At 38.0% G+C, this 24,215-nt stretch carries 27 protein-coding genes; 23 read left to right on the forward strand and 4 right to left on the reverse strand.

Annotation, left to right across the window (positions count from 1 at the left end):
• Positions 1–2 precede the first annotated feature (2 nt).
• The gene (locus CP352_RS04885; protein ID WP_089143625.1) at positions 3–1,064 is read left to right on the forward strand and encodes an ABC transporter permease; all 1,062 of its coding nucleotides are present in this window, start codon (positions 3–5) and stop codon (positions 1,062–1,064) included.
• A 1-nt stretch (position 1,065) separates the two neighbouring features.
• Positions 1,066–1,740 (forward strand): ABC transporter ATP-binding protein, encoded by a 675-nt coding sequence (locus CP352_RS04890; RefSeq protein ID WP_005721793.1) that lies wholly within the window; start codon positions 1,066–1,068, stop codon positions 1,738–1,740.
• Positions 1,741–1,772: 32 nt separating this feature from the next.
• Here CP352_RS04890 and CP352_RS04895 read toward each other — a convergent pair whose 3' ends face one another.
• Positions 1,773–3,185: a C69 family dipeptidase gene (locus CP352_RS04895; protein WP_013086967.1), complete on the reverse strand. Its 1,413-nt coding sequence runs from the start codon at positions 3,183–3,185 to the stop codon at positions 1,773–1,775.
• Between the two features lie 108 nt (positions 3,186–3,293).
• Here CP352_RS04895 and CP352_RS04900 point away from each other — a divergent pair, with 108 nt between their 5' ends.
• From CP352_RS04900 to CP352_RS04935, 8 genes are all read left to right on the forward strand, one after another.
• Entirely contained in the window at positions 3,294–3,536 is a 243-nt protein-coding gene (locus CP352_RS04900) for a hypothetical protein (RefSeq protein WP_005721791.1), read from the forward strand.
• A gap of 127 nt (positions 3,537–3,663) precedes the next feature.
• Entirely contained in the window at positions 3,664–4,287 is a 624-nt protein-coding gene (locus CP352_RS04905) for a TetR/AcrR family transcriptional regulator (RefSeq protein ID WP_065990758.1), read from the forward strand.
• A 218-nt stretch (positions 4,288–4,505) separates the two neighbouring features.
• The gene (locus CP352_RS04910; protein ID WP_089143626.1) at positions 4,506–5,147 is read left to right on the forward strand and encodes an IS607 family transposase; all 642 of its coding nucleotides are present in this window, start codon (positions 4,506–4,508) and stop codon (positions 5,145–5,147) included.
• Positions 5,128–6,372 carry a transposase gene (locus CP352_RS04915; protein ID WP_233186910.1) on the forward strand — a complete coding sequence of 415 codons (1,245 nt, stop codon included), beginning with the start codon at positions 5,128–5,130 and terminating at the stop codon, positions 6,370–6,372. The genes CP352_RS04910 and CP352_RS04915 overlap by 20 nt, the downstream gene beginning before the upstream one ends.
• Positions 6,373–6,590: 218 nt before the next feature.
• Positions 6,591–7,130, forward strand: coding sequence for an NADPH-dependent FMN reductase (locus tag CP352_RS04920; protein ID WP_089143628.1), 540 nt, complete (start codon positions 6,591–6,593; stop codon positions 7,128–7,130).
• 13 nt (positions 7,131–7,143) lie between these two features.
• On the forward strand, positions 7,144–7,692 hold the full coding sequence (locus CP352_RS04925; protein WP_005720960.1) for an NADPH-dependent FMN reductase: 549 nt from the start codon (positions 7,144–7,146) through the stop codon (positions 7,690–7,692).
• A 91-nt stretch (positions 7,693–7,783) separates the two neighbouring features.
• A complete protein-coding gene (locus CP352_RS04930) occupies positions 7,784–8,575 on the forward strand; it encodes a tyrosine-protein phosphatase (protein WP_089143629.1) in 792 nt (263 codons plus the stop codon).
• A 2-nt stretch (positions 8,576–8,577) separates the two neighbouring features.
• Positions 8,578–9,507, forward strand: a complete 930-nt coding sequence (locus CP352_RS04935; RefSeq protein WP_005720962.1) for an FAD:protein FMN transferase — start codon at positions 8,578–8,580, stop codon at positions 9,505–9,507.
• Positions 9,508–9,599: 92 nt separating this feature from the next.
• Here the strand turns inward: CP352_RS04935 and CP352_RS10990 are convergent, their stop codons facing one another.
• Positions 9,600–9,767 (reverse strand): putative holin-like toxin, encoded by a 168-nt coding sequence (locus CP352_RS10990; RefSeq protein WP_158182144.1) that lies wholly within the window; start codon positions 9,765–9,767, stop codon positions 9,600–9,602.
• Positions 9,768–9,923: 156 nt separating this feature from the next.
• Positions 9,924–10,460, reverse strand: coding sequence for a CvpA family protein (locus tag CP352_RS04945; protein WP_005720964.1), 537 nt, complete (start codon positions 10,458–10,460; stop codon positions 9,924–9,926).
• 161 nt (positions 10,461–10,621) lie between these two features.
• Between CP352_RS04945 and rsmG the strand changes: the two genes are divergently transcribed.
• The 11 genes from rsmG (at position 10,622) to CP352_RS05000 (ending at position 21,626) form a co-directional block, all read left to right on the forward strand.
• Entirely contained in the window at positions 10,622–11,344 is a 723-nt protein-coding gene (gene rsmG, locus CP352_RS04950; protein ID WP_065990754.1) for a 16S rRNA (guanine(527)-N(7))-methyltransferase RsmG, read from the forward strand.
• A gap of 17 nt (positions 11,345–11,361) precedes the next feature.
• Positions 11,362–12,198, forward strand: coding sequence for a nucleoid occlusion protein (gene noc, locus CP352_RS04955; RefSeq protein WP_065990753.1), 837 nt, complete (start codon positions 11,362–11,364; stop codon positions 12,196–12,198).
• Positions 12,199–12,216: 18 nt separating this feature from the next.
• Positions 12,217–12,996, forward strand: a complete 780-nt coding sequence (locus CP352_RS04960) for a ParA family protein (protein ID WP_005721788.1) — start codon at positions 12,217–12,219, stop codon at positions 12,994–12,996.
• The gene (locus CP352_RS04965; protein ID WP_057726584.1) at positions 12,974–13,861 is read left to right on the forward strand and encodes a ParB/RepB/Spo0J family partition protein; all 888 of its coding nucleotides are present in this window, start codon (positions 12,974–12,976) and stop codon (positions 13,859–13,861) included. The genes CP352_RS04960 and CP352_RS04965 overlap by 23 nt, the downstream gene beginning before the upstream one ends.
• Positions 13,854–14,117 (forward strand): DUF951 domain-containing protein, encoded by a 264-nt coding sequence (locus tag CP352_RS04970; protein WP_005723772.1) that lies wholly within the window; start codon positions 13,854–13,856, stop codon positions 14,115–14,117. The genes CP352_RS04965 and CP352_RS04970 overlap by 8 nt, the downstream gene beginning before the upstream one ends.
• A 53-nt stretch (positions 14,118–14,170) precedes the next feature.
• Positions 14,171–15,271, forward strand: coding sequence for a redox-regulated ATPase YchF (gene ychF / locus CP352_RS04975; RefSeq protein ID WP_005720971.1), 1,101 nt, complete (start codon positions 14,171–14,173; stop codon positions 15,269–15,271).
• 8 nt (positions 15,272–15,279) lie between these two features.
• Positions 15,280–16,065 carry a DUF1129 family protein gene (locus tag CP352_RS04980; RefSeq protein ID WP_089143632.1) on the forward strand — a complete coding sequence of 262 codons (786 nt, stop codon included), beginning with the start codon at positions 15,280–15,282 and terminating at the stop codon, positions 16,063–16,065.
• Positions 16,066–16,211: 146 nt separating this feature from the next.
• Complete coding sequence (locus CP352_RS04985) at positions 16,212–17,936, forward strand: ABC transporter ATP-binding protein (protein ID WP_057726581.1); 1,725 nt, start codon at positions 16,212–16,214, stop codon at positions 17,934–17,936.
• A 21-nt stretch (positions 17,937–17,957) separates the two neighbouring features.
• Positions 17,958–19,811, forward strand: coding sequence for an ABC transporter ATP-binding protein (locus CP352_RS04990; protein ID WP_089143669.1), 1,854 nt, complete (start codon positions 17,958–17,960; stop codon positions 19,809–19,811).
• A 63-nt stretch (positions 19,812–19,874) separates the two neighbouring features.
• Positions 19,875–20,207 carry a hypothetical protein gene (locus CP352_RS04995; RefSeq protein WP_089143633.1) on the forward strand — a complete coding sequence of 111 codons (333 nt, stop codon included), beginning with the start codon at positions 19,875–19,877 and terminating at the stop codon, positions 20,205–20,207.
• 177 nt (positions 20,208–20,384) lie between these two features.
• The gene (locus CP352_RS05000) at positions 20,385–21,626 is read left to right on the forward strand and encodes an RNA-guided endonuclease TnpB family protein (protein WP_089143634.1); all 1,242 of its coding nucleotides are present in this window, start codon (positions 20,385–20,387) and stop codon (positions 21,624–21,626) included.
• 223 nt (positions 21,627–21,849) lie between these two features.
• Here the strand turns inward: CP352_RS05000 and CP352_RS05005 are convergent, their stop codons facing one another.
• Positions 21,850–22,143, reverse strand: coding sequence for a toxin-antitoxin system HicB family antitoxin (locus tag CP352_RS05005; protein WP_081307150.1), 294 nt, complete (start codon positions 22,141–22,143; stop codon positions 21,850–21,852).
• Positions 22,144–22,330: 187 nt separating this feature from the next.
• Here CP352_RS05005 and CP352_RS05010 point away from each other — a divergent pair, with 187 nt between their 5' ends.
• Positions 22,331–23,017: a response regulator transcription factor gene (locus CP352_RS05010; RefSeq protein WP_005720977.1), complete on the forward strand. Its 687-nt coding sequence runs from the start codon at positions 22,331–22,333 to the stop codon at positions 23,015–23,017.
• A 1-nt stretch (position 23,018) separates the two neighbouring features.
• The gene (locus CP352_RS05015; RefSeq protein ID WP_005723778.1) at positions 23,019–24,173 is read left to right on the forward strand and encodes a cell wall metabolism sensor histidine kinase WalK; all 1,155 of its coding nucleotides are present in this window, start codon (positions 23,019–23,021) and stop codon (positions 24,171–24,173) included.
• Positions 24,174–24,215 lie beyond the last annotated feature (42 nt).

Here is a 24,215-nt window from a genome sequence, read left to right on the forward strand (position 1 = left end):
TTATGTTTCTAGCACTGAAAGAAATTAAGCATGAAAAATTGCGCTATGGCTTGATTATTTTGATGATCTTTTTGATCAGCTACTTAATTTTTATGTTGTCATCTTTGGCTGTTGGGTTAGCAAGTCAGAATACACAAGCAATTGAAAATTGGAATGCGCAAAAGATTGTTTTAAATAAAAATGCCAATATCAGCATGAGTCAGTCAATTCTGACAAAAGACGATCTAAAAAACGCAAAAATTGGCAAGAATGAAGCAATTATTGGTCAATTAGGAATTGTAGCTAAGAAAAAGGGAAAAAACTCAATTTCAGCTCAATTCTTAGGCATCAAAAAAGACCAGTTTATTTATCAAGATCAAGATATAATTGCTGGGAAAAAAGCAAAGAATGGTAATCAGATTACAGTAGACAGTAGTTTCAAAGACAAAGGCTACAAGCTTGGGGATCAAATTTCTCTGAATGGCTCTAAGAAAAAATATAAAATTGTTGGTTTTGTAAATAACGCCAAGATTAATATTGCGCCAATTGTTTATGGCTCAATGAAAACTTGGAAAAAACTGCGGATGGTCGCTCCTAATGTAGCCGCTTCTGCAGTTGTTTCAAAGAATAGTAATTATAAATTCAATTATAAGGATGCCAAGACATACCCAATTCAAGCCTTTATTAATAAGCTTCCAGGATATACGGCTCAAAACTTAACTTTTGAATTGATGATTGGATTCTTATTTGTTATTTCTTTGATCGTGATTGCTGTTTTCCTATATATTTTAACTATGCAAAAAATGCATAATTTTGCCGTTATGCGGGCTCAAGGAATTCCAAGTAAAACTTTAGTTGGTGCAACGATCAGTCAATCCATAATTTTAGTAGCTATTGGTGTTGTAATTGCGATTATCTTGATGTGGTTAACTGATTTAACTTTACCAGCAGCTGTGCCAATGACCTTTACGTCAGCAATTATGATTAGTGGTACGTTAGGGATGCTAGTCATGGGTATTATTGGTAGTTTGATTCCGATTAGATCAATTTTGAAGGTTGATCCAGCAAAGGCAATTGGTGAGTAAAATGGCAGTAATTGAATTAAAAGATGTTAATAAAGTTTATGGTAAAGGCGAAGCTAAAGTTGCAGCTTTGAAAGATATCAATTTTCAGGCTAATAAGGGTGAAGTGGTTTTAATTATGGGGCCTTCAGGCGCTGGTAAAAGTACATTTTTGACGATCGCCGGGTCCTTGCAAAAACCAACTTCAGGTGAAATTTTGATTAATGGTCGAGACATTAGTAATTTTTCTGCTAAGCAAAGTGGAGAACTACGCTTGAATAAAATTGGCTTTGTTTTACAAGCTTATAATTTAGTTCCATTTTTGACAGTTAAAGAGCAATTTACTTTGATTGATAAAGTAAAAAAGCAAAATAATTTGTCGCAAGATAAATTGCAAGGCTTACTCAAGCAGCTAGGGATTGAAAAGCTGGTTAATAAGTATCCAAATGAATTATCTGGTGGGCAACAGCAGCGAGTAGCAATCGCGACGGCCTTATATGCTAACCCAGATATTTTGTTAGCCGATGAGCCGACTGCTTCGCTAGATACGCAAAATGTGGAAGAAGTAGGACAATTGTTTAAGGATCTAGCGAAAAAGCGTGACAAGGCCGTTATTCTAGTAACGCATGATCCGCGGCTAGAAAAATACGCCGACCATATTTATGAAATGATGGACGGCTTAATGACTAAGAAAAAATAGTAAGAAAAAATGCCTCATTGAGGCATTTTTGTTTACAAGTTAGGATCCATTTGGAAACGCAGCGGTGAGTCACCAGTTTGTTCGGTGATTAGTTTAGCGATCAATTCTTTATAAGCATCAGTAGCAGTTTTAGCTAATTTGGCATTGGCTTCATCCACTAATTTAATTTGTTGTTCTTGATCCTTTTCTTGGGTTAATTTTTCATCATACTGATGTCTAATTTGAAGCAATTTTTCATTAGTAGTACTTTGCGTATTGCTTAAAGCGGTGCCGTACTTACCCCAATTACGATCAACCAGGACGCTAGCCAGTTTAAAGACCCAGTAAGCTGAATTTGGTGAGTAGGTTTCTTTTCCATTTTTCCAGGTATTTGGTACCTTAGTGCCTTGAGGATAGAATGGCACATAAACACTTTGCGCAGCCACACCCATAGCTAGCCAGTGAATCATGTTTTCACCGTTTAACTCAAGCAAGTGTGATTCCTGAGTAGTAGCCACAGAGATAGGTCTGAAAGTGGCATTATTTCTGTTTTTCTGATTGGTTAAATCATAGGCGGTGTTGTTGTAGTGATCGCTTAAAACGCGTTGAGCGTCTTGCGCAGAAATTGGTGCATCAGGCTTGCGAATAAATGGCAGGTTAAAGCTTTCGGGTTCTTGTGCTACAGATGGAGTAAGCAGACGTTGACCGCTCCATACTCGTGGTGTGTTGTAGTGTAAGTCACTATCGTCATGAGTGCCAAAAATATCACGCCAAATGAATGGCTGATTTTTAGGCCAGAGTTTATTGTCGTAGACAAATTTTTGCAGGTCTTGAGAATACATGAAGTCGTCACTGGCAAAATCAATTTCTTGAATAGCTAGTTGATTGGCGACAACAGCGTAGGAATCATCTGGGATTCGTTGTGCAACCCAATGATGGCCAGAACCGATTTCCATGTACCAGGCTTCATCACGATCGCCAAAGAGAATTCCGTCAGCTTCTGCTGCACCATATTTTTCTACAATTTCTCCTAAGCGCTGAACGCCTTCACGTGCGGATTTAACATAAGGTAAAACTACGGTGACCATTGCTTCTTCTAAGATTCCTTTGTCAGTATCAAAGGGGTCAACAGCTAAAACGCGGTCATTTGCGTAGGCACTTTCGGTGGCGCTCATTGCCACATGATATTCATTAATTCCGTCTTCTTCGAACACTCCGTACTTATCTGTCCATTCTGGGGTTGAAGAATAAGAGTAGCTAGCTGTTGGTAAATCCATTTCAAACTTATTGTCTTTGGATTTAAAATGGTTTTTCTGTACATTATCTCGATGTGGATTAAAGGCTAAATGCTTAGGCCAAGCAGTCTTAGCATCTTCATTACGACCGATGATGATACTGCCAGAAAGAGAGGCCTTTTTCCCGATTAAAATTGAGGTGCATGATGAGCGCCAAGCTGAAACTTTCATTGATAAAAACACGCTTTCTAATTCTTTTGATTTTGTAATATAATTATAATAGAAATTTTTAAATTTTTAATTTTATTTGTTTTAGAACAAAAAAGAGGTTGCAATAGAATGAGTAGTAAACCAGAAAATAAATCGATTGAATTGACAACGGATTATGCAAATCATTCGATTAATATGAAGTTCTCAGATAACCTGACAGATGATCGTGAACGCGGCTATATTTTATCTGCTGCATTCTTTTCGTTTTGTGCTGCACAAGGATTGGACAAGCAAGCAGTTATTGAAATGGCTTCTTCACATTATGATCAATTTACAGGAGACAACGGCTCATCGCTATTTAAGCGATTATAATATTTTTTAATAAGTTAGTGTATAAGACTTGCAATTGTTATTTTTTTGGATATATTATATTGATGAAGAAAAGAAAACAAGTGTATTGAAAAGCACATGTTTTATACAATGATTGAGGTGCATTAAAATGGCAAGAAAAAAAGAAATTAGTAAAGACAAAATTTTAGATACAGCCTACAAGATGGCAATCAAGGATGGTATTGAAGGTTTGACTGCTCGTGGCATTGCTAAAGCAGGACACTTCTCAACCCAACCTTTGTATCTAGAATTTAACAACATGGATGATCTTCGCAATCAAGTTTTGAGAAGAATCTCTAATGACTTGAGAACTCATACTTTACAACAAAAGTACGTTGGTGAACCTTTGATTGACTTGGATTTGTCATACATTGATTTTGCTCAAGCTCATGTTAACTTGTTTAGAGCAATGTTCGTTGATGGCAAGTTTGGTAGCAAGATCATCGCTGACACTTTGATGGAGCTTGGAACTGAAAAGTTCAAGGAACAATATCCTGATGTTGATTACGATGATCAAAAGATTCATGACATCGTAATTGCTAACTGGATTTCTACTACAGGTATGGCTGCATTGGTTGTTAATGAGATTGCAAGCTTCAGCCAAACTCAAATCGTCAATGTGTTGAATGCTCAAATCCACGATGCTATGCTTAACAATCGTCTCAGCGAAACTCAAGAAAACCCAATGTTTGCTGCCGACGAAGAAGCTTCGCTTAAGGATAACTTGGCATAGAAATTTCACCAATCATTTGTGCTTTTCATTCAGTAGAGGGCGCCTTCATTATCGAAGGCATTTTTTCTTGTTGTTATTAAAATTAAAATGACATAAATTAAGCTACATTAGTCTATAATGATAACTAAGAGTTAATTACTAGTACATCAAAGCATATATAGTTGTGTATGATAATCTATAATTATAAAATAGACTTATTGAAAGGGTAAGTTTATTTTATGGAAAAAATTTTAAAAATTGGCGAAGCTGCTAAAATGCTTGGCGTTCAAGTTCATACTCTGCAAGTTTGGGATAAAACTGGAAAGCTTAAAGCTCATCGTACTCCAACCAATCAGCGTTTTTACTATGAATCTGAAATTCGAAAAGTTATAGGATTGCCGACTGAACCGCCAATAAAAAGGATCAATGTTGCTTATGCTCGTGTGTCTTCACATGATCAAAAGAATGACTTAGCTCGACAGCTTGAGTATATTAAAAATTTTGCACAAGGCAATCAAATACCTCTTGATCGTGAAATAACCGACATTGGCTCAGGTTTAAACTATAAAAGATCTAAGTGGAATAATCTCCTTGAAGATGTTGAAAATAAGAAAATAGCTAATATCTACATCACCTATAGAGACAGATTTGTAAGATTCGGGTTTGACTGGTTCGAACGATTTTGCAAGCGTCATGGTACTAATATTGTTGTTTTAAATGATGTTGATACTTCACCAGACAAAGAATTGGTTAGCGATTTAACATCAATCATACACGTATTTTCATGCCGACTTTATGGTTTAAGAAGATATGAAAAGAAAATCGAAAACGATAAGCATTTGAAAGGAGATGAAAATAAGAATGACAAGGATAGTGACTAGAACCTATCGTCTTTATCCAGACAAAACCATGAAAATTGTGCTTGATCAGCTTTGCGATTATCGCAGATGCTGCTGGAATCAAGCATTGGAATTATGGAATGATCTTTATGATGACAGAAGAATTCTGCCTTTTTACGCTTATCGCTTTGTTCCTAATAAGAATGGCATCAAAGAAGAAAAGATTAATCTTAAGACAATGCCCAATTGGCGTCTGGTTCGCAACATGATGGTTGAGCAGAAGCAGGACTGGCAATATCAGTATTCTGCGCATTTGCTTCAACTGGCGGTTCAAGATTTAGGCAAAGCCTGGCAGGCATTTTTTGATAAATCACAAGCCAGACAAGGCAAACCCGGCTTTAAGTCCAAGAAGCTTCCTAAACAGGGTTTTAAAAGCGATCAAGCAAAGTTAAAAGACGGCTTGCTCTATCTTGAAAAATCACGAGAATACAAAGGCGAATGGCATCCAATCAAATTTAAAGGCAGAATACTTTCTGACAAGTTTGGCGTTCTTTCTATTACAAGAAAGAACGATAAATATTACCTGTCCATTCCTTTCAAGGTTGAAGATGCCAAGCCTTGGCCAAAGTCTGGAAAATATACAGCAGTTGATGTCAATGTCGGCCACTTCAATTATACTGAGGGCAAGCAATTGGTTCTGCCCAAAAGCCTGACTAAATCATATAAGAAGATTGCATTCTATCAAAGAATGCTGGCTAAAAAGAGAACCGTCAATGGTCTGATTAAAGGCACGCAATCAAACAGATACGCTAAAGCGAGAGCCAAGCTGCAGCGTGAGTATGAAAAGTGTGCCAATATCCAAAAGGACCTGATGCATAAGTTCACTATTAAACTGGTTAAAGACTATGACAAGATCGTCATTGAAGAGCTGTCGGTTAAAGACATGCTCATGAGTCACGCAGCTTCTAAAGGCGTGCATCGGTCTATGTTTGGAACTTTCAGACAGCTTTTGGCTTATAAGTGTGAATGGTATGGCAAGGAATTGATTGTTGCCAACAAGCTTTATCCATCAACGCAAAGATGTGCCAATTGCGGATTCGTCAAAAAAGGCGATGAAAAGATCACCTTAAAAGGCAATCAAAAGCATGGCACCAAGCACAATGAATATGTCTGCTACAAATGCGGATATAAAAATGACCGCGATCAAAACGCGGTCAAAAACCTGTATGCTTTAATTGAGCATCCGGAGCTGAACAAAGCAGCTTAAAGATAAAACAAATTATTAAAAACGAGGCTGGGCTTACAGCCTTTATGTCGGAAGAGTCGGTCAATGCGATTGCCTCACTGGATGAGATATCGGAATACTGATGAGGACGCCGATAAGAAAAATGCAAATACGTTAGACCATAATGCGTACAAATTAAACAAGATACTGTACACATTTATATACATTTTTCATAGCAGGATTTTTGAAAGGTGGTTTTTATGAAGGTATTAGCTTTATCGGGCTCCAATGCCGATAACTCATTTAACGAAAAATTACTTAAAGTCATTATTAAGGACTTAGGCGATAAGTATGATTTTGACTTTGCGACTGTTAAGGGCTTGCATATGTATAAAGAAGGCGTTGATGCTCCTGCTAGCGTATTAGCTTTAGGTAAAAAAATTGCTGATGCAGATATGGTTTTGATCGCTTCACCAGAACAGCAACACTCAGTTTCAAGTGCCTTAAAGAGTGCACTTGAATGGCTTTCTAGTTCTGTTCACCCATTCCATGATAAGCCAGTAGTTATTGTGTCAACTTCACCAATGCCTCAAGGTGCGTCTCGTTCGCAAACTCGCTTGAAGAGCATTTTGGGCGCACCTGGTTTTAGTGCTCATGTCTTTGCTGGTGACGAATTTATGATGGGTTTGGCACCAAAACAATTTGATGATAAAGGCGACTTGACCGATGCAGGTACACTTAAGTTTTTGAATCACTTCTTTGATGAAGTTGATGATTGGTATGCACAACTTACTAAGTAGGGGGCTTATTTAAATGAAAATTTTAGCAATTGTTGGTACAAACGCTCCATTTTCTTTCAATCGTTTTTTAGCAAAATTTATTGCTAAGCGTTATGGTGAGCAAGCTGATATTGAAGTTAAAGAAATCGATCAACTTAAGCCTTTCTGTAGAACTGATGAGCCAGATGATGTTACTAAGAAGTGGATCGAGGATGTTAAGAATGCGGATGGTGTAATTTTGGCTACACCAGAATATGATCACTCAATTCCAGCTGCCTTAAAGAGTGCGCTTGAATGGTTAGGTTCACATGCTGGTCCTAATGTGATGAAGATGAAGCCGGCTGCAGTTGTTGGTACTTCATACGGTATTCAAGGATCTAGTCGTGCGCAAGAAGATGCTCGTGAAATCTTGCTTTCACCAGACATGAGTGCCAATGTTTTGCCAGGCAATGAAATCTTAATTGGCGGTGCTGCAAGCAATTTTGATAAAGAAACTGGCGATTTGACCAATGAAGATTACATTAAGCAACTAGATGCTATGATGGCTAACTTTATTAAATTTGTTGAACAAGCTAACAAATAATTTTGCGTGACTTGCCACGTGATAGTAAAATTACCGGATAGGGACACTATCCGGCTTTTTTATCAAAATACTTAATAAAGAGATGAAATTAATGAAACCAAATATTTTGCCATTAGAAAAAGTTTGTAATCCGCGTGATTTAGGGGGATATGTTGGCTATCAGGGACGTAAGGTCAAGATGCATCGGTTATTAAGAACGGGCAAGATTAGCAACATAACGAGACATGATCAAGAGTTTTTGCTCAATTATGGCTTGACTAAGATTATTGATTTGCGTTCACCAACTGAATGTGACCATTGTCCAGACAGCAAAATCCCTGGCGTAGAGCATTTCTGTATTCCAATTTCTGTTGATGACAACACCAAAGGCGGTAAGAGAGACTTAACCCAAGTATTCGCAACTTATCGTCAAGATCAGTATGCTGGCTTTAGAATGATGTGTGAGCGTTACAAGTCACATGTATTGAAAGAACACGCTCAACATAGCTTGAATAAAATTTTAGAGCTGTTGGCCAATACTGAAAAAGGTGCTGTACTTTATCATTGTTCAGAAGGAAAAGACAGAACTGGATTGGTAACTGTAGTCTTGTTATATTTGCTTGGCGTAGATATGGAAACAATTAGACAGGACTATTTGTACTCAAATTATATGCTTAATAACTATCGGGCCAAAAGAGATAAAAAAATGCAAGAAGAGGGCGAGAATCTTTGTTTTCGCGCTAATATGCGAATTTTAGGTTCAGTTTCTGATGCTTTTTTGGATACTTCATTAATCGCTATTGAGCAGAATTTTGGTAGTTTCGATAACTTTTTACAAGAAAAAATTGGCGTAACGACAGAACTACGTGAAGCGTTGCGTGATTTATATTTGGAAGAGAAATAATTATGATTAAAGATTTAGCATTAGAGCAGGTGGTTGGTGATCATCATGCTTTAGGAACTTCAATTACATTGCAGATTTTTGGTACTCAAAATCGTGATCTATTGCAAAAATCATTTGATTTAATTGATCATTACGAAGATATTTTTACCGTTAATCGAGATGAATCTGAAGTAATGGATATCAATCATGCTGCTGGAGAACATCCGGTACAGGTCTCTAGTGCTGTGTATGGTTTGGTTAAATTGGCAGTAGAAAAGAGCCGTGAGAATTTTGGCTTTAATGCTCTGATTGGACCAGTTGTTAAGCTTTGGCATATCGGTTTTAAAGGCGCACATGTTCCTAAAGATGAAGAAATTAAAGATAGAATGCTGTTAACTGACCCATTTAAGGTGGTTTTAAATGACAGTGACCAATCTGTTTTTCTTAAAATGAAGGGCATGGAGCTGGACCTAGGTGGAATTGCTAAGGGCTGGATTGCCGACCGAATTCGTGACTTGTGGCGTGCATATGGCGTTGAAGCAGGAATTATTAATCTGGGCGGTAATATCTTGTTAGTTGGTGATTCGCCTAAAAGAATTAGTGGCCAGTGGTCAATTGGTGTGCAAGATCCTAAACAGCCGCGAGGCGACAATATTACGTCAGTTATGGTGCCTGAATGCTCAGCCGTTACTAGTGGGACATATGAGCGCTACTTAGTAGTTAACGGTAAAAAGTATCACCATTTGATTGATCCTAGAACCGGGTATCCTGTAAAGACTGATTTAGCTGGTGTGACTACTTTTACCAAAACATCGGTTGAAGCAGAAATTGAATGCAAACGATTATTCTTTGCTGGCAAGCCACTAAAGGGTTGGCATGATAACCCTGATCGAATTGGTGCAATCTTTGTTTATAATGATGAACATATTGAATATGATAATTTCGGTGATTAGTGAAATATGCTATAATAACTAAAGAAAAAGGAGTCCTAGGGACTCCAAGCAGCCCGCTTTAAGAGCGGCGGCTTCAAATGTTAAATTTTACGTTAAACGCTACTCAATAACTGGTCAAAGTATGTTTGAGCGGCGTTTTTTATTTTTTTGTGGTGGTCAATATATGTCAGCAAAGCCAACAAAAATGTACCGAACAAAAGCATCAAGGAGATACTCTCGTAAACCGACATGGCTGGAACCCTTTCATCAATGTAGCCCATAGGCCTCACCTCCGGGGAAAAACAGCCGCCGTTCATAAAACTTCCTGCGCTAATAAGTATATCGAATGTTGGTTCATAAATGTAGTATTAATTTAGTTAAAACATATCAAGAAAGATCTGCTCAGTATGATACAAGCAGATCTTTTTTGATATATTTTATCCCACAGTTTTGCCAATATTAAAGATATTATTGAAGACACCGTTTGAAAGCCCCGGTGTGTTGTAAATGATAAACCTCAAAAAACTAGAATCAATTGTTTGCTGCATAAACCATGGATTTTGTAGTGCATTGAACATGGACAAAACTACATAAACAACAAAATAACTAGCAATTAGGGAGGCTAGAGCACCCAAGACATTGTCGAGAATACTGCCTAAGTTAGTCGCATGTGGATTTTTGTTAGGAATCCAGCTTTTGACAATCTTCATGATCATTTTGCCCACGAAGAAAACAATAAAGAAAGCGACAAAGCGTGCAATCATTAATTCCACGTTGTTAGTGGAGTTAGTCTTAATCATTTCTCCAGTGTATTGTGTGTATAGCCAATTACCGAATGGATTTTGCATGAAAATGGCAACCATAAAGACAATGGCGGAACAGATTAAACCGATGATATAGCGTGTAAAGCCTGTTTTATAGCCTAAATATGTTTTATATGCTAAGTAAGCTAAAACAATTAAAGTAACAATCATATTTTTAACTCCTTTGCGCCTTATTATACCCTATTTTGCGGGCGGCAAAACTTTGACGATTGAGTAAAAATACTTCATAATTGATAAGATGAAATATCTTTACTAATCAATGCATTTTGCGTTAAATTTAGAGGTGTGAAACACGGTTTCACGGGTGAAAAATGAATCCTGAAAAATTTATTTTAGAACTATCAAAACACAATTTTAAATTAACTGACCAACAAATTGAACAATTTAAAATATATTTTAATTATTTGATCGAAGTTAATGAGCATGTCAATTTGACACGAATTACCGAAGAAGATGAGGTTTACCTTAAGCACTTTTATGACAGTATTACGCCGCTGTTTACTTTTGGCGATGTTTTTAAAGATGGTGCCACTCTTTGTGATGTTGGTGCTGGTGCTGGTTTTCCATCAATTCCGCTCAAGATTTTGCAGCCAGAATTGAAGATTACTATTGTTGATTCTTTGGCAAAACGATTGACTTTTTTAAAGAACTTAATTACTAAGTTAGACTTGAAAGACGTCGAATTAGTTCATGGCCGCGCTGAAGACGTTGGTCAAAATAAGCTTTATCGAGAAAAGTTCGATGTCGTTACTGCTCGTGCGGTTGCGCGGATGAGTGTTTTGAGTGAATATTGCTTGCCTTTGGTGAAAAAAGATGGTTACTTTATTGCCCTCAAGGGACCAAAAGCCGAAGATGAATTGGATGATGGTCAAAAAGCTCTTGAATTGCTGGGCGGTAAGCTGATTAAGGAAGAAGAATTGACTCTACCTGAGAGCGAAGAAGAACGAACTCTAATCTTAGTTCAAAAAGTCAAAGCAACACCTAAAAAGTATCCACGTCAAGCAGGCACCCCGCGGCGCAAACCGATTCATTAAACAGAAAGGGGTATATTATGTCATTATTTTCTTTTATGCATCATGATGATGAAATTCCTAAGAATAAACAGGTTCAAGATCTTGAATTGAGCAAGATTGTTCCTAACCGCTATCAACCACGGCGTGAATTTTCTGATGATTCAATTAAAGAATTAGCTGAAACACTTGATAAGGATGGCTTGCTCCAACCTATCGTAGTTCGTGAAGGTGGCGATGACGAGCAATATGAGATTATTGCAGGTGAAAGGCGTTATCGTGCAGCTAAAAGCTTGAGCTGGCAAACTATTCCTGCGATCGTCAAGAATATGAGTGATGATCAAGCTGCTTCATTAGCTTTGATTGAGAACTTACAGCGTGAAGACTTAAATCCAATTGATGAGGCAAAAGCTTATACTAATTTAATGGAATTGAATGATTTGACTCAAACTGCTTTGGCTAAAAATATGGGTAAGTCTCAATCTTATGTGGCTAACAAATTGCGCTTATTGAAGCTGGATGATAATGTGCAGCAAGCTTTGATTGCTGGCAAAATTACCGCTCGTCATGGTCGTGCAATGATCGGCTTAAGTAATGCAGATCAAGATCGCGTTTTGACAGAAATTGAAGCAAAAGGCTTAAACGTTAAACAAACTGAAGAGATTGTGCAAGATGTGGATGCTTACTTTAACCCTAAGCCTAAGGCTAAAAAAGAAGCTAAGCGGGTCGTTAGCCGAGTTCCTAAAGACTTAAAGGTACAAATTAACACCATTAAGAAGGCGGTTAAGTTAGCCGAAGACTCAGGAATTAAAGTCAAAGTAACAGAAAATAAAGATCCGGATGATTATAAGATCACAATTGAATTGAAAAGGAAGTAATAGGGAAGGATGAACAATATGGTAAATGTAATTTCGGTTGCAAACCAAAAAGGTGGCGTAGGTAAAACCACTACGACCATCAATTTAGCAGCCTCAATTGCCGACCGTGGTTATCGCGTTTTAATTGTGGATATTGATCCACAAGGTAACGCTACCTCTGGTTTAGGAATTGAAAAATCAGAGATTGACCAGGACATTTACAATGTTTTGATTGACGAAATTCCTATTCAAGATACTATTCACCATACTTCAACGCCAAAGCTAGATATGGTTCCAGCCACAATCAACTTGTCCGGTGCTGAAACGGAATTAATTTCAATGATGGCTCGGGAGACACGCTTAAAGTCAGCTTTAGATGCAATTAGCGATCAATATGATTTTGTCTTTATTGACTGTCCGCCATCATTAGGGCAACTTTCAATTAATGCTTTTACTGCATCTGATTCAATTTTGATTCCAGTTCAGAGTGAATATTATGCTATGGAAGGACTTAGCCAACTTTTGAACACAATTCGTTTAGTCCAAAAGCATTTTAATAAAGATCTTGGCGTAGAAGGCGTTTTGTTAACAATGCTTGATGCCAGAACTAACTTGGGTGCTGAAGTGGTTAAAGAAGTGCAGTCCTACTTTAGCAAGAAAGTTTATAAGACCATCATTCCTCGAATTACTAAATTAGCTGAGGCCCCAAGTTATGGTCAGCCAATTACAGAATATGCACCAAAATCTCGTGGTGCCAAGGTATATGATGATTTAGCAAAAGAGGTGTTAAAAGCTCATGACAAGAGACTCAAGAAGTAAAGAGCCAAGAAAAAAGGGCGGCCTAGGTCGTGGTCTTGAAGCCTTATTTGAGGATGAGCCTCAAGTTCAAGAGGCAGAAGAAGTCCAAGAACTCGATTTGGGCGATATTCGGCCGAATCCTTATCAGCCTAGAAAAAGATTTGATGATAAGAGCTTAAAAGAACTGTCGGATTCTATTAAGGAAAATGGTGTTTTCCAGCCAATTATCGTGCGCGAATCAGTTAATGGATATGAGATCATTGCTGGTGAGCGTCGTTTCCGTGCTTCTAAATTGGCTAAGAAGAAGACTATTCCAGCAATTATTCGCAAGTTTAACGAAAGCCAAATGATGGAAGTGGCAGTTCTAGAAAACTTGCAGCGTGAAGATTTAACTCCACTTGAAGAGGCGCAAGCTTATGAAATGCTGCAGAAGAATCTTGGCTTAACGCAAGAAGAAGTTTCGAAGCGGATGGGTAAGTCGCGACCATATATTGCTAATTATTTGCGTTTGCTCACTTTACCTAGCAAGACTAAGCGTTTACTCCAACATGGTGAACTGTCGATGGGACAAGCTAGAACGCTTTTAAGTTTGAAAGATAAGGAAAAGATTGATGCGCTGGCTAAGCGAGTAGTCAAGGAAGGGATGCCGGTGCGTAAGGTTGAAGCGGTAGTCAGTGAATTGAACGCTAAAAAACCTCGCAGCAAAAAGACCGTCAAGAAATCGGCCTTTATCCGGGCTAGCGAAAGCCAATTGGCTAATAAGTTTGGCTCTAGCGTAAATATTTCAGAAACACAAAAAGGAAAAGGACATTTGTCAATTGATTTTGCTTCAACTGATGAATTGAACCGCATTCTTGATTTGTTAGGTGTTGATTTAGATGGCTAAAGAAATTGTTTATAATTTGGCTGATACAGTTCAAATGAAAAAGCCTCATGCTTGTCAGACTAATGATTGGGAAATCCTGCGCATGGGTGCTGATATCAAATTAAAATGTATGGGTTGTGGGCACATAGTCATGATGCCGCGCAGCGAGTTTAACCGGAAGCTAAAAAAGCTATTAACTAAGGCGAATGATCCGGTTAATGCAAAAAAAGAGCAATATGTGCCAAAAGATCGTATCGCTCGGCCAAATTTTGGATAAAATAGACAAGTAAGTAAAAATAAAAAATTGATTTTAGAAAAAGAGGACAACAAATGTCATTAACTGCTGGTATTGTTGGTTTACCAAACGTTGGTAAGTCAACTTTGTTTAATGCGATTACTAAGGCTGGTGCCGAAATGGCTAACTATCCATTTGCCACCATTGAACCAAATGTCGGAATGGTTGAAGTTCCTGACAAGCGTTTGGCAAGAATTCAAGAATTGATTCCTGCTAAGAAGATTGTGCACACAACTTTTGAATTTACCGATATTGCTGGATTGGTTAAGGGTGCTTCAAAAGGTGAAGGTCTTGGTAACAAGTTCTTGGAAAATATTCGTCAAACTGATGCCATCGTTCACGTTGTTCGTGCCTTTGATGATGACAACATTACCTCAGTTACTGGTAAGGTTGATCCAGAAGAAGATATTAATACTATTAACTTGGAACTTGCTATTGCGGACCTCGATGCTGTTAACCGCAGAATCAATAAGGTAAAAAAGGTTGCTCAACAAGGCGATAAGGAAGCCAAGGCTGAAATGGCTGTTTTGAATAAATTGCAGCCAGTACTTGAAGAAGGTAATGCTGCCCGTTCAATTGACTTTAATGAAGATGAACAAAAGATTGTTAAGGGCTTGTTCTTGTTAACTTCCAAGCCAGTTATCTACGTTGCTAACATTGCTGAAGACTCAATGGCTGATCCAGAAAGCGACAAGTATTACCAAATTGTTAAGAAGCATGCCGAAAGCGAAGGTGCAGAATGCTTAGGTATTTCTGCTGCAACTGAAGAAGAAATCGCTGGTATGGCTGATGATGAAAAGAAAGAATTCCTTGAGATGGAAGGCGTAGAAGAATCAGGCTTGGATCGTTTGATTCGTGCTGCATATCATATCTTAGGCCTTAGAACTTTCTTTACTGCCGGTGGTCCTGAAACCCGTGCCTGGACTTTCCACAAAGGGATGAAAGCTCCACAAGTTGCTGGTGTTATTCACTCAGACTTTGAGCGTGGTTTTATTCGAGCTGAAGTTGTTTCATTTGATGATTTAGACAAGCTTGAAACTATGCAAAAGGTTAAAGAAGCTGGTAAGCTGCGTCTTGAAGGTAAAGATTACGAAGTTCAAGACGGTGACATTATTGAATTTAGATTTAACGTCTAGGAGTAAGAATGGCTGAAGAGACAAAGAGAGAACAAGATCAAACAAAAATTAACACTGAAAAACAAGCTAAATTAAAGAAGCAAGCTGAGCTTGATACTCAGGATGAAAAAATTAAGCAGGAAGATCCAAAAGCTTTGCGTGAAAAGTTGAGTAACAAGAACAGTGACTATGTTTTTCGTCTAGAAAAAGAACTGCAAAAACAAGGTTCAATGTCACGTGCTGATGCAGTTGCGATGACTAATGGCTTGCTCAGTGAAATTATTATTGCCCAACGTCATGGGCAACCAGCCAATGGGCTTTACCTGGCTTCACCAGCAATTAAAGCTGAACAAATGCTTCATCCTAAGAAAAAGCCAGTGGCTACACCAACTTGGCAATTGATGGTTGATGGTAGTTTGCTTTATTCAGCACTGTTTTTTGCCATCTTTGGGGTAATGGCTTCATTTGAAAGTGGCAAACAAGCTTACAACGCACAGTGGGGCGTGTTAACTTTAGCAAGTATTGGTATTTTAATGGGTATAGTAATGGTCAAGTACAATGACTTACTGGTACCACAGGCAGGAAAACGACCTTCATGGGTTAAACTGATTCTAGGTGGAGTAGTTGTTGTGGTAATTATGCTTGTTGTATTGACCGTTTTGGCAACTCCATTATTACGTCCTATTAACCCTGTTTTGCCAGGACCAATTGATGTGGCTATTGCGGTAGTTGCTTATGGTGTACGTTATTTATTCAGAAAGCACTACAATATTATTGGTTCCGCATTTGCACCAAGGCCACAACAACATAAATAATTTACCTGTTTTGCAAGCATGTTAATTGAATTTCCGTAAAAATAAGCACATACTTAAACTTAATATAGATAAAAAAGATAAATGGAGATGATCCATTTATCTTTTTATTTGCGAGATTGAATAAAAGAATAGAAGGGTGGGTCTCTATGATCAAAACATTGAGCAAATCAATTAGGCAATATAAAAAATTGTCTTTGCTCTCACCAATGTTTGTTATTGGTGAAGTTATCATTGAAATGCTGATACCATATTTGGTCGGAATTTTGATTGATAACGGAATTATGAAGGGGGATATGTCCTATATTAGTAAAATGGGGCTATTGCTATTAGTGTTAACCATTATTTCGCTAATTTTAGGCGCTAGTGCGAGTTATGTCTCAGCTCATGCAGCTGCTGGTTTTGCCGCAAACTTGCGCCAAGACATGTTCTACCATATGCAGGACTATTCTTTTGAAAATATTGATCACTTTTCAAGTGCCAGTTTAGTTACACGTTTGACTACTGACGTTAACAACGTGCAAATGGCATATCAAATGATCATCAGAATTGCTGTTAGAGCACCAATGATGTTCATCGTTTCAATTATTATGTCAATTATTATTAGCCCGCGTTTATCATTAATCTTTGCAGTTTTAGGACCGGTTTTTGCAATTGCTTTGGGCTTGATTATTAAAACAGCTTATCCATACTTCCCTAAGATTTTTAGAGGGTATGACCGAATGAACCAAGTTGTGCGTGAAAATGTACGTGGTATTCGTGAAGTTAAGACTTACGTCCAAGAACAACCGCAGATTAAAGAATTCAAGAAGTCATCAGGTTTTATTTACAAGTTATTTGCGACTGCACAAAAGATTATGTCTTTGAACGCATTAGTAGTTGCAGCTGTTTTGAATATTTCAACGCTGTCAATCTGCTGGTTCGGTGCGAAAGAAGTGGTTGGCGGTAGTTTACAAACTGGTCAATTAATTTCAATGTTTACTTATTCAAACTCAGTTTTGTTTAGTTTAAACATTTTAGCTATGATTACTACGCAATTGGTTATCTCAGGTGCCAGTGGTCGTCGTATTGCTTCAGTGATTACGGAAGAACCAACAATTGAAGATCCTAAGAAGCCATTGAAACGTTTGACCAATGGTGAAATTATCTTTGATCACGTTAGCTTTAAGTACGAACCTGCGGACAAGGCTGATGCTTTAAAAGATATCAATTTGCACATTAGGCCAGGTGAAACAATCGGGATTATTGGTGAAACAGGTTCATCGAAGTCAACCTTGGTTTCAATGATTCCGCGTCTTTATGATGTTACTTCTGGTGCCGTTCGGGTTGCAGGACACAACGTTAAGTCATATGACTTGAAGACCTTGCGTGATAACGTTGCGATGGTTTTACAAAAGAATGTGCTGTTCACAGGAACGATTAAGGATAACCTCAAGTGGGGTAACGAAAATGCAACCGATGAACAAGTTGTTGCCGCTGCTAAAATCGCCCATGCTGATGGTTTTATTCGTGAAATGCCAGATGGTTATGACACAATGGTGGAACAAGGCGGTAACAACGTTTCTGGTGGGCAAAAGCAAAGAATTACTATTGCCAGAGCCTTGCTTAAGAATCCGAAGATCTTGATCTTAGATGACTCCACTTCAGCTGTTGATACCAGTACTGAGCGACAAATTAGAACGTCTTTGGCTAAAGATATGCCAGAAACTACTAAAATCATTATTTCACAAAGAATTGTTTCAATTAAGGATGCTGATCGGATTATCGTCATGGATCATGGTCAAATTCAAGCTATCGGAACCCACGATGAATTGATGAAGACTAACGAACTTTATAGTTCAATCGCTAAATTCCAGGAAGAACAAGGAAAGTAGGTGAGCAATTTGGATCAAGCAATGGAAAAAAGTAAAAATCAAACAAAGGGTAGCAGAACCAAAATCTTATTGCGCCTATTGAAACTGGTTAATAGTACAAGTCCATGGATGCTCATCGTTTCCATGATCACTATTGTACTAGCAGCTGCCAGCAACGTTATTGGCTCGTTATTCATTGAACGTTTGATCAATAATTATATTGTGCCTTTAACTAAAGAAAAAGTTCCTAACTATGGCCCTCTAGCTACTGCAATTGCGGTAATGTTTGGGATCTATGCGATTGGTTTTTTGTCTAATTACCTTTTTAACATGCTGATGGGTGTTTTAGCTCAAAAAGTGCAATATCGTGTACGTAACGAAATGTTTGTTCACATGGAAAGCTTGCCAATTTCATACTTTGACCAAAATGAATTTGGCGATATCATGTCGCGTTATACTAACGATATTGATACCTTGATGCAGATGATTTCACAGTCAATTCCACAGTTTACTAACTCAGCTTTGAGTTTGTTATTCGTGGTTGTCGCTATGTTCTCACTTAGTTGGCAATTGACGGTCTTCTCCTTCATTATCTTTGCTTTATCATTTGGAATTGTGCGTTACTTAACAGTTAGATCAAGTCACTTCTTCCAAGTTCAACAGAAGAAGCTGGGTCAAATCAACGGTTATAACGAAGAAATGCTTAATGGTTTGAAGGTCATCAAGGTCTTCAGCCATGAGCCACAATCTAAGGAAGGCTTTGACAAATATAATGATGAGTTGCGTCAAGCCTCAGGTAAGGCTAACACTTACGCTACAATTTTATTCCCAATTATGGGTAACATGGGTAACTTGCTTTACGTTTTGATCGCCTTTGTTGGTGGTGCTGCCGCAATTAATAGTTGGGCTCCGCTTTCACTTGGTGCCATTGGTTCATTCTTACAGTTATCTAAGCAATTCAGTATGCCAATTGCCCAAATTTCGCAACAATTAAACTCTATTGTAATGGCTTTAGCTGGTGCAGAAAGAATTTTCAACTTGGAAGATCAAAAGTCAGAAGCTGACCAAGGTACAGTTACTCTTTCTAAGAAAAACGATGAAGTCGGCAGTAAGTGGTACTGGAATGTACCACAAAAAGATGGCTCAACCAAGAAGGTTCAAGTACGTGGTCATATTATTTTTGATCATGTTAACTTTAGCTACGTACCAGATCATCAGATCTTGCATGACATTTCCATTAATGCCAAACCGGGAATGAAGGTAGCTTTAGTTGGTGAAACCGGTGCAGGTAAGACAACCATCTCTAACATGCTTAACCGTTTCTACGATATTGATTCAGGAACGATTACTTATGACGGTATTCCAATTAAAAACATTAAAAAAGATGATTTGAGAAAATCACTTTCAATTGTTTTACAGGAAACCCACCTCTTTACTGGCACAATTATGGATAATATCCGCTTTGGTAATCCAGATGCTAGTGATGATGATGTCTACCAAGCAGCTAAGTTGTCACACGCTGATGAATTTATTCATGACTTAGATCACGGCTATGAAACTGTGATTGATGGTGACGGCGGCGACCTTTCACAAGGGCAAATGCAGCTGTTGTCAATTGCGCGGGCAATGATTGCTGATGAGCCAGTAATGATTCTTGATGAAGCTACCTCAAGTATTGATACTCGAACTGAAAAAATGGTTCAAGCCGGGATGGACAACTTGCTTACTGGTAGAACTAGTTTTGTTATTGCTCACCGTCTGTCAACGATTGTTAACTCAGATTTAATCTTGGTACTTGATCATGGTCATATTATTGAACATGGTAACCACGATGAATTAATCAAGCAAAAGGGTTACTACTATGAACTCTACACTGGCAAGAAGGAAATTCAATAAGCGTTAAACAAGGCAGCTGCTACTTAATCGTGTTGGGATAAGGGCAGAAAGAAGGCCTTTATTATGAAAAAGGGTAGTCTATGGCTGGTATCAATCTTATTGGTACTGCTTGGAGTGATGGTCTACTGGGATCATGGTTTTAAAGATTTTGGTCGGCCGGGAATGATCTTAACTTCAGTTTTACTTGTTTTAACGATTTTAATTGCATTCTTTGCGACAGTTAGTGATACCTTTAATTCTTGGATCGGCTCCTGGTGGGTTGTTCCAGATGGTATCTTATTCGGTTTTGCTAGCATGCTTGATTATGCAACAGCACCTAAGATCTGCTGTTTTGCTTTGCTATTTATCGTCTGCGTTTATGTCGAAACTAAATTGCATGATGATAAGGGAAAGTAAATAGAATGAATACACGTTTTTCATTGATAAACTTGGGACTGATTAAGCAAGGATACCCCGTATTTAATGCGGGGAGGAATTGCACTTTCAGTCCCTTTTTTCCTTTCTATAATTTATATATTTCACTACTTAAATACGATATAATACATAGTGAATATCATAAAGGGGGTGATTATTTTGGATCAGTCTATAACTATTAAAGCACAACTACTTAATATTGATGGTGAAACTGCAAGTGCGTTTAGAGATACTGTGCTTATGTATCGTGATGCTTGCAACTTTATTTCTCAATATGTTTTTGACCATGATTTTGAATTGCATCAAGCTAAATTGAACAAAGCTTTATATCATGATTTGCGTGATAAGTTTGCCCTTAAAAGTCAAATGGCTCAATCCGCAATCAAAACTGTAATTGCACGCTATAAGACGGTTAAGACGCAATTAAGTCAAAAGCCTTATCGCTATGATACTGGCAAAAAAGATTCCAAAGGACATGCTATCTGGTCACAATTTCCACGTGATCTTTCTTGGCTTTGGCAGCCTATTTCCTTTAAACGCCCACAGCTTGATTTACAGCGTGGTCGGGATTGGTCTTACAAAGCTACTACTAATCAGCTATCCTTAAATACCCTGCAAGGCAGAAAGGCAGTTGATTTTGCTTGCAAGGGTTTTGATCAATACCTTGATGAAAGCAAGTGGAAATTTGGCTCGCTTAAACTACTGCAATTTAGAAACAAATGGTATGTACATTTAAGTGCCACAATCTCATTACCTGACTTTCAAGCCTCACAAGCTGAGCATGTTGTTGGAATTGATCGTGGATTGCGCTTTTTAGCTTCTTGTTATGATGAACAAGGCAAAACCCTGTTTTATAATGGGCAGAAAGTATTGCGTAAAAGACGGAAATATAAGAAACTGCGTGCTCAGCTTCAAGCCAAGGGTACTAAATCTGCCAAAAGAAGATTGAAGAAGATTGGTCAACGAGAGAACCGCTGGATGAGCGATGTCAACCATTGCTTAACTAAGACACTCATTGACCATTATGGATCTAACACAATCTTTGCATTAGAAGATTTAACCGATGTGCGCTTTGCTACTGAGAAGTCCTCAAAAGATCGGCGCTATGAAATGGTATCGTGGGCTTTTTACCAATTTGAGCAGTTTTTGACTTACAAAGCCAACTTAAACTCTTCTGCTGTAGTTAAAGTCCCAGCTAAATATACCAGTCAGCGCTGCCCTAAGTGTGGACGGATTCGCAAGGAAAATCGAAATCATGATTTGCATTTGTACGTTTGTGACAAATGCGGCTATAAGTCAAATGATGATCGTCTTGCCTCAATGAATATCCAATTTTTAGGCACGCTATACCGCAGTGGTGAAGAGGCACCGCAGTTTAATAAACAAGCATCTGCCGAGTAAATCTTGGCAGATAAACGGGCATAGTCAACTGCCCGATGATGTAGTCTCTTTAGGTGGGAGTCACAAGACGCTAATACCACTATCTGTAAGCAGATGAGAACTACAAACCCCTGAATTTATTCAGGGGTAGTTGATGATGGAGAAACGTGTATTTTTTAGTACTAGAATTTCCCATAGAAAAATCTTCGAAATTTGTGGTTATATTTCGAAGGCTTTTTTTGATTTATTCTTGTGCTAATTTACTTACAATGAATGCGTTTAAAGAAACATTTTCGTCTTCGGCTTCTTCAGCTAGGTGAGCGTGTAATGATTTAGGCATTCTTAATAATAATTTTCCTGAATATTTTTTGGTTAATGGTTCAGGAATTTTTACATTGCGTCGAAGACAAGATGAAAACCATGCTTTTTTTGCTTCTTCTAGTTCAGCCATTCCTTCTTCTAGATCATCACCATAGGCAATTAGGCCAGGAAGTCTTGGTACTGTTACTCTGTAGTAAGTTTCACCATCATCTTCCATAATTTTTTGAAATTCAGTCTTTTCTTACTGGCTTTTGCCGAAACTTTTCTTCTAATTTTTTAGAAAAAATAAAGATAGGGGATGATCTTAGGCCTTTTTATGAAAAATGGGTAAAATAGGGATAAGATTTGCTAAACTATAAATAGTTAATTCGAAGAATAATAAACAAGAAGGGGGAACATTCCTCGTGAAAATTTTAGTTGTTGATGATGACAAAGAAATCGTAGAACTATTAAGTATCTACCTTAAAAATGAAGGCTATGAACCTGTCGCAGCTTACAGCGGCAAGGAAGCAATTACTAAATTGACCACTACGCCAGATATCGTTTTGATGATTTTGGATGTGATGATGCCAAATATGTCAGGAATCGATGTAATTAAGGAAGTTAGAAAAGACTCCGATATTCCAATTATTATTGTTTCTGCTAAAACCGGTGATATGGACAAGATTCAAGGATTAATCACTGGTGCCGATGACTATGTTTCTAAGCCATTCAATCCACTTGAAGTAATGGCTCGTGTACGTTCACTTTTGAGAAGAAGTCAAAAGCAAGTTAAGAATGAAAAACCAGATATTTTGGAAGTAGGACCATTGGTAATTAACCGTGATTCACATGAAGTTAAGACTATTGATGGTAAGACTATCCAATTAACTGCCTTAGAATTCGGTATCTTATACTTACTTGCTAGTCACCCTAACCGTGTTTTTTCAGCTGATGAAATCTTTGAACGTGTTTGGCAACAAGAATCAATTGTTTCAGCTAAAACTGTCATGGTACACGTGTCACACCTTCGTGATAAAATTCAAAAAGCCACTGATGGTGAGGATGTCATCCAAACTGTTTGGGGCGTAGGTTACAAGGTCGAGGCATAAGATGAAAAAAGAACGCGTCAAGCTAACTGGCGCCGAAAAGAGCGAATTGTTTGCAGAAGGGGTCGTAACGGTCGTCCTTCTGCTTTTATTAAATTTATCAATTATCATTCTGATTCACTTAGCTATTTTGCAGGATGAAAGCCTGGTCAACGGAATCTACTTTCTAAAAAAGACGATCACTTTTGCAGGTGGCTATCATCTTTGGTCCTGGCAAAACGTATTCATCGTCTTAATGGGAGTGGGCGACTTGGTTGTTTTGTACTGGCGCTTGATTCGACGCTATCACCAAATGCAGCTACGTCACATTATTTTGGAACTTCACTATATTGCTAATGGTCATTTTGATCATCGGATTAATTTTCGGGTACGACCAGAATTGCAACGAGTAGTGGATTCGATTAATTCGTTGGTTGATAGTACTGTAAATTCGATTAATGAAGAACGGGCAATTGAGCAATCTAAGGATGAATTGATCACTAATGTTTCGCACGATATCAGAACGCCGCTAACATCAATTATTGGTTATCTTGGTTTGTTAAAAGCAGGAGTGACTTCGCCAGAAGATCAGAAAAAGTATGTCAATATTGCCTATACTAAGGCAGAACAAATGAAAGCACTGGCTAACGATCTGTTTGAATATACTACTTTAAAGTCGACCAATACTAAGTTAAATCTGAATGATTTGCATATTTATTCAATGTTGGAGCAGGTAGCGGCCGGCTTTGAATTAGAAGCAGAAAAAAATGGCATTGAAATAGAGATTGAAGCGCGGCCAAAGAATCTAACGATTAAGGCTGATGCGGAAAAGCTGGTCCGCGTTTACAATAATTTGATTTCTAATGCTTTCAAGTATGGTACAGGGGCAACTAAAATTAAATTGGTAGCCAATTTAGTCAACAAACGTGAAGTAGAGTTGCGCGTTGAAAATAATGGGGCACCAATTCCGAAGAAATCATTAAATAAAATCTTTGAGCGTTTTTACCGGGTAGAAACTTCGCGAAATACTAAGACAGGCGGAACTGGTTTGGGATTATCTATCACCAAAGGTGTGGTTGATTTACACCATGGTACAATTCGCTGTGAATCAAACGAAAAGTGGACTAGTTTTATTATTCGTTTGCCACTTGATCCGAAGAAAGCGTCACCAACACACTAGCTGTGTTATAATTTTGACTGAAATGTTTTAAATACAACGAGG

Source organism: Lactobacillus sp. UMNPBX1, assembly GCF_002554085.1.
Taxonomy (GTDB): domain Bacteria; phylum Bacillota; class Bacilli; order Lactobacillales; family Lactobacillaceae; genus Lactobacillus; species Lactobacillus crispatus.

Coding starts and splice junctions, on each gene's coding strand:
- CP352_RS04890 (WP_005721793.1), top strand. CDS start 1,066: ATGGCAGTAATTGAATTAAAAGATGTTAATAAAGTTTATGGTAAAGGC.
- CP352_RS05015 (WP_005723778.1), top strand. CDS start 23,019: ATGAAAAAAGAACGCGTCAAGCTAACTGGCGCCGAAAAGAGCGAATTG.
- CP352_RS04925 (WP_005720960.1), top strand. CDS start 7,144: ATGAAAATTTTAGCAATTGTTGGTACAAACGCTCCATTTTCTTTCAAT.
- CP352_RS04895 (WP_013086967.1), bottom strand. CDS start 3,185: ATGAAAGTTTCAGCTTGGCGCTCATCATGCACCTCAATTTTAATCGGG.
- CP352_RS04915 (WP_233186910.1), top strand. CDS start 5,128: ATGACAAGGATAGTGACTAGAACCTATCGTCTTTATCCAGACAAAACC.
- CP352_RS04995 (WP_089143633.1), top strand. CDS start 19,875: ATGAAAAAGGGTAGTCTATGGCTGGTATCAATCTTATTGGTACTGCTT.
- rsmG (WP_065990754.1), top strand. CDS start 10,622: ATGAATCCTGAAAAATTTATTTTAGAACTATCAAAACACAATTTTAAA.
- CP352_RS04905 (WP_065990758.1), top strand. CDS start 3,664: ATGGCAAGAAAAAAAGAAATTAGTAAAGACAAAATTTTAGATACAGCC.
- noc (WP_065990753.1), top strand. CDS start 11,362: ATGTCATTATTTTCTTTTATGCATCATGATGATGAAATTCCTAAGAAT.
- ychF (WP_005720971.1), top strand. CDS start 14,171: ATGTCATTAACTGCTGGTATTGTTGGTTTACCAAACGTTGGTAAGTCA.
- CP352_RS04965 (WP_057726584.1), top strand. CDS start 12,974: ATGACAAGAGACTCAAGAAGTAAAGAGCCAAGAAAAAAGGGCGGCCTA.
- CP352_RS10990 (WP_158182144.1), bottom strand. CDS start 9,767: ATGGGCTACATTGATGAAAGGGTTCCAGCCATGTCGGTTTACGAGAGT.
- CP352_RS04960 (WP_005721788.1), top strand. CDS start 12,217: ATGGTAAATGTAATTTCGGTTGCAAACCAAAAAGGTGGCGTAGGTAAA.
- CP352_RS04990 (WP_089143669.1), top strand. CDS start 17,958: ATGGAAAAAAGTAAAAATCAAACAAAGGGTAGCAGAACCAAAATCTTA.
- CP352_RS04920 (WP_089143628.1), top strand. CDS start 6,591: ATGAAGGTATTAGCTTTATCGGGCTCCAATGCCGATAACTCATTTAAC.
- CP352_RS04910 (WP_089143626.1), top strand. CDS start 4,506: ATGGAAAAAATTTTAAAAATTGGCGAAGCTGCTAAAATGCTTGGCGTT.
- CP352_RS05005 (WP_081307150.1), bottom strand. CDS start 22,143: ATGGAAGATGATGGTGAAACTTACTACAGAGTAACAGTACCAAGACTT.
- CP352_RS04935 (WP_005720962.1), top strand. CDS start 8,578: ATGATTAAAGATTTAGCATTAGAGCAGGTGGTTGGTGATCATCATGCT.
- CP352_RS04985 (WP_057726581.1), top strand. CDS start 16,212: ATGATCAAAACATTGAGCAAATCAATTAGGCAATATAAAAAATTGTCT.
- CP352_RS04945 (WP_005720964.1), bottom strand. CDS start 10,460: ATGATTGTTACTTTAATTGTTTTAGCTTACTTAGCATATAAAACATAT.
- CP352_RS04900 (WP_005721791.1), top strand. CDS start 3,294: ATGAGTAGTAAACCAGAAAATAAATCGATTGAATTGACAACGGATTAT.
- CP352_RS04970 (WP_005723772.1), top strand. CDS start 13,854: ATGGCTAAAGAAATTGTTTATAATTTGGCTGATACAGTTCAAATGAAA.
- CP352_RS04930 (WP_089143629.1), top strand. CDS start 7,784: ATGAAACCAAATATTTTGCCATTAGAAAAAGTTTGTAATCCGCGTGAT.
- CP352_RS04885 (WP_089143625.1), top strand. CDS start 3: ATGTTTCTAGCACTGAAAGAAATTAAGCATGAAAAATTGCGCTATGGC.
- CP352_RS04980 (WP_089143632.1), top strand. CDS start 15,280: ATGGCTGAAGAGACAAAGAGAGAACAAGATCAAACAAAAATTAACACT.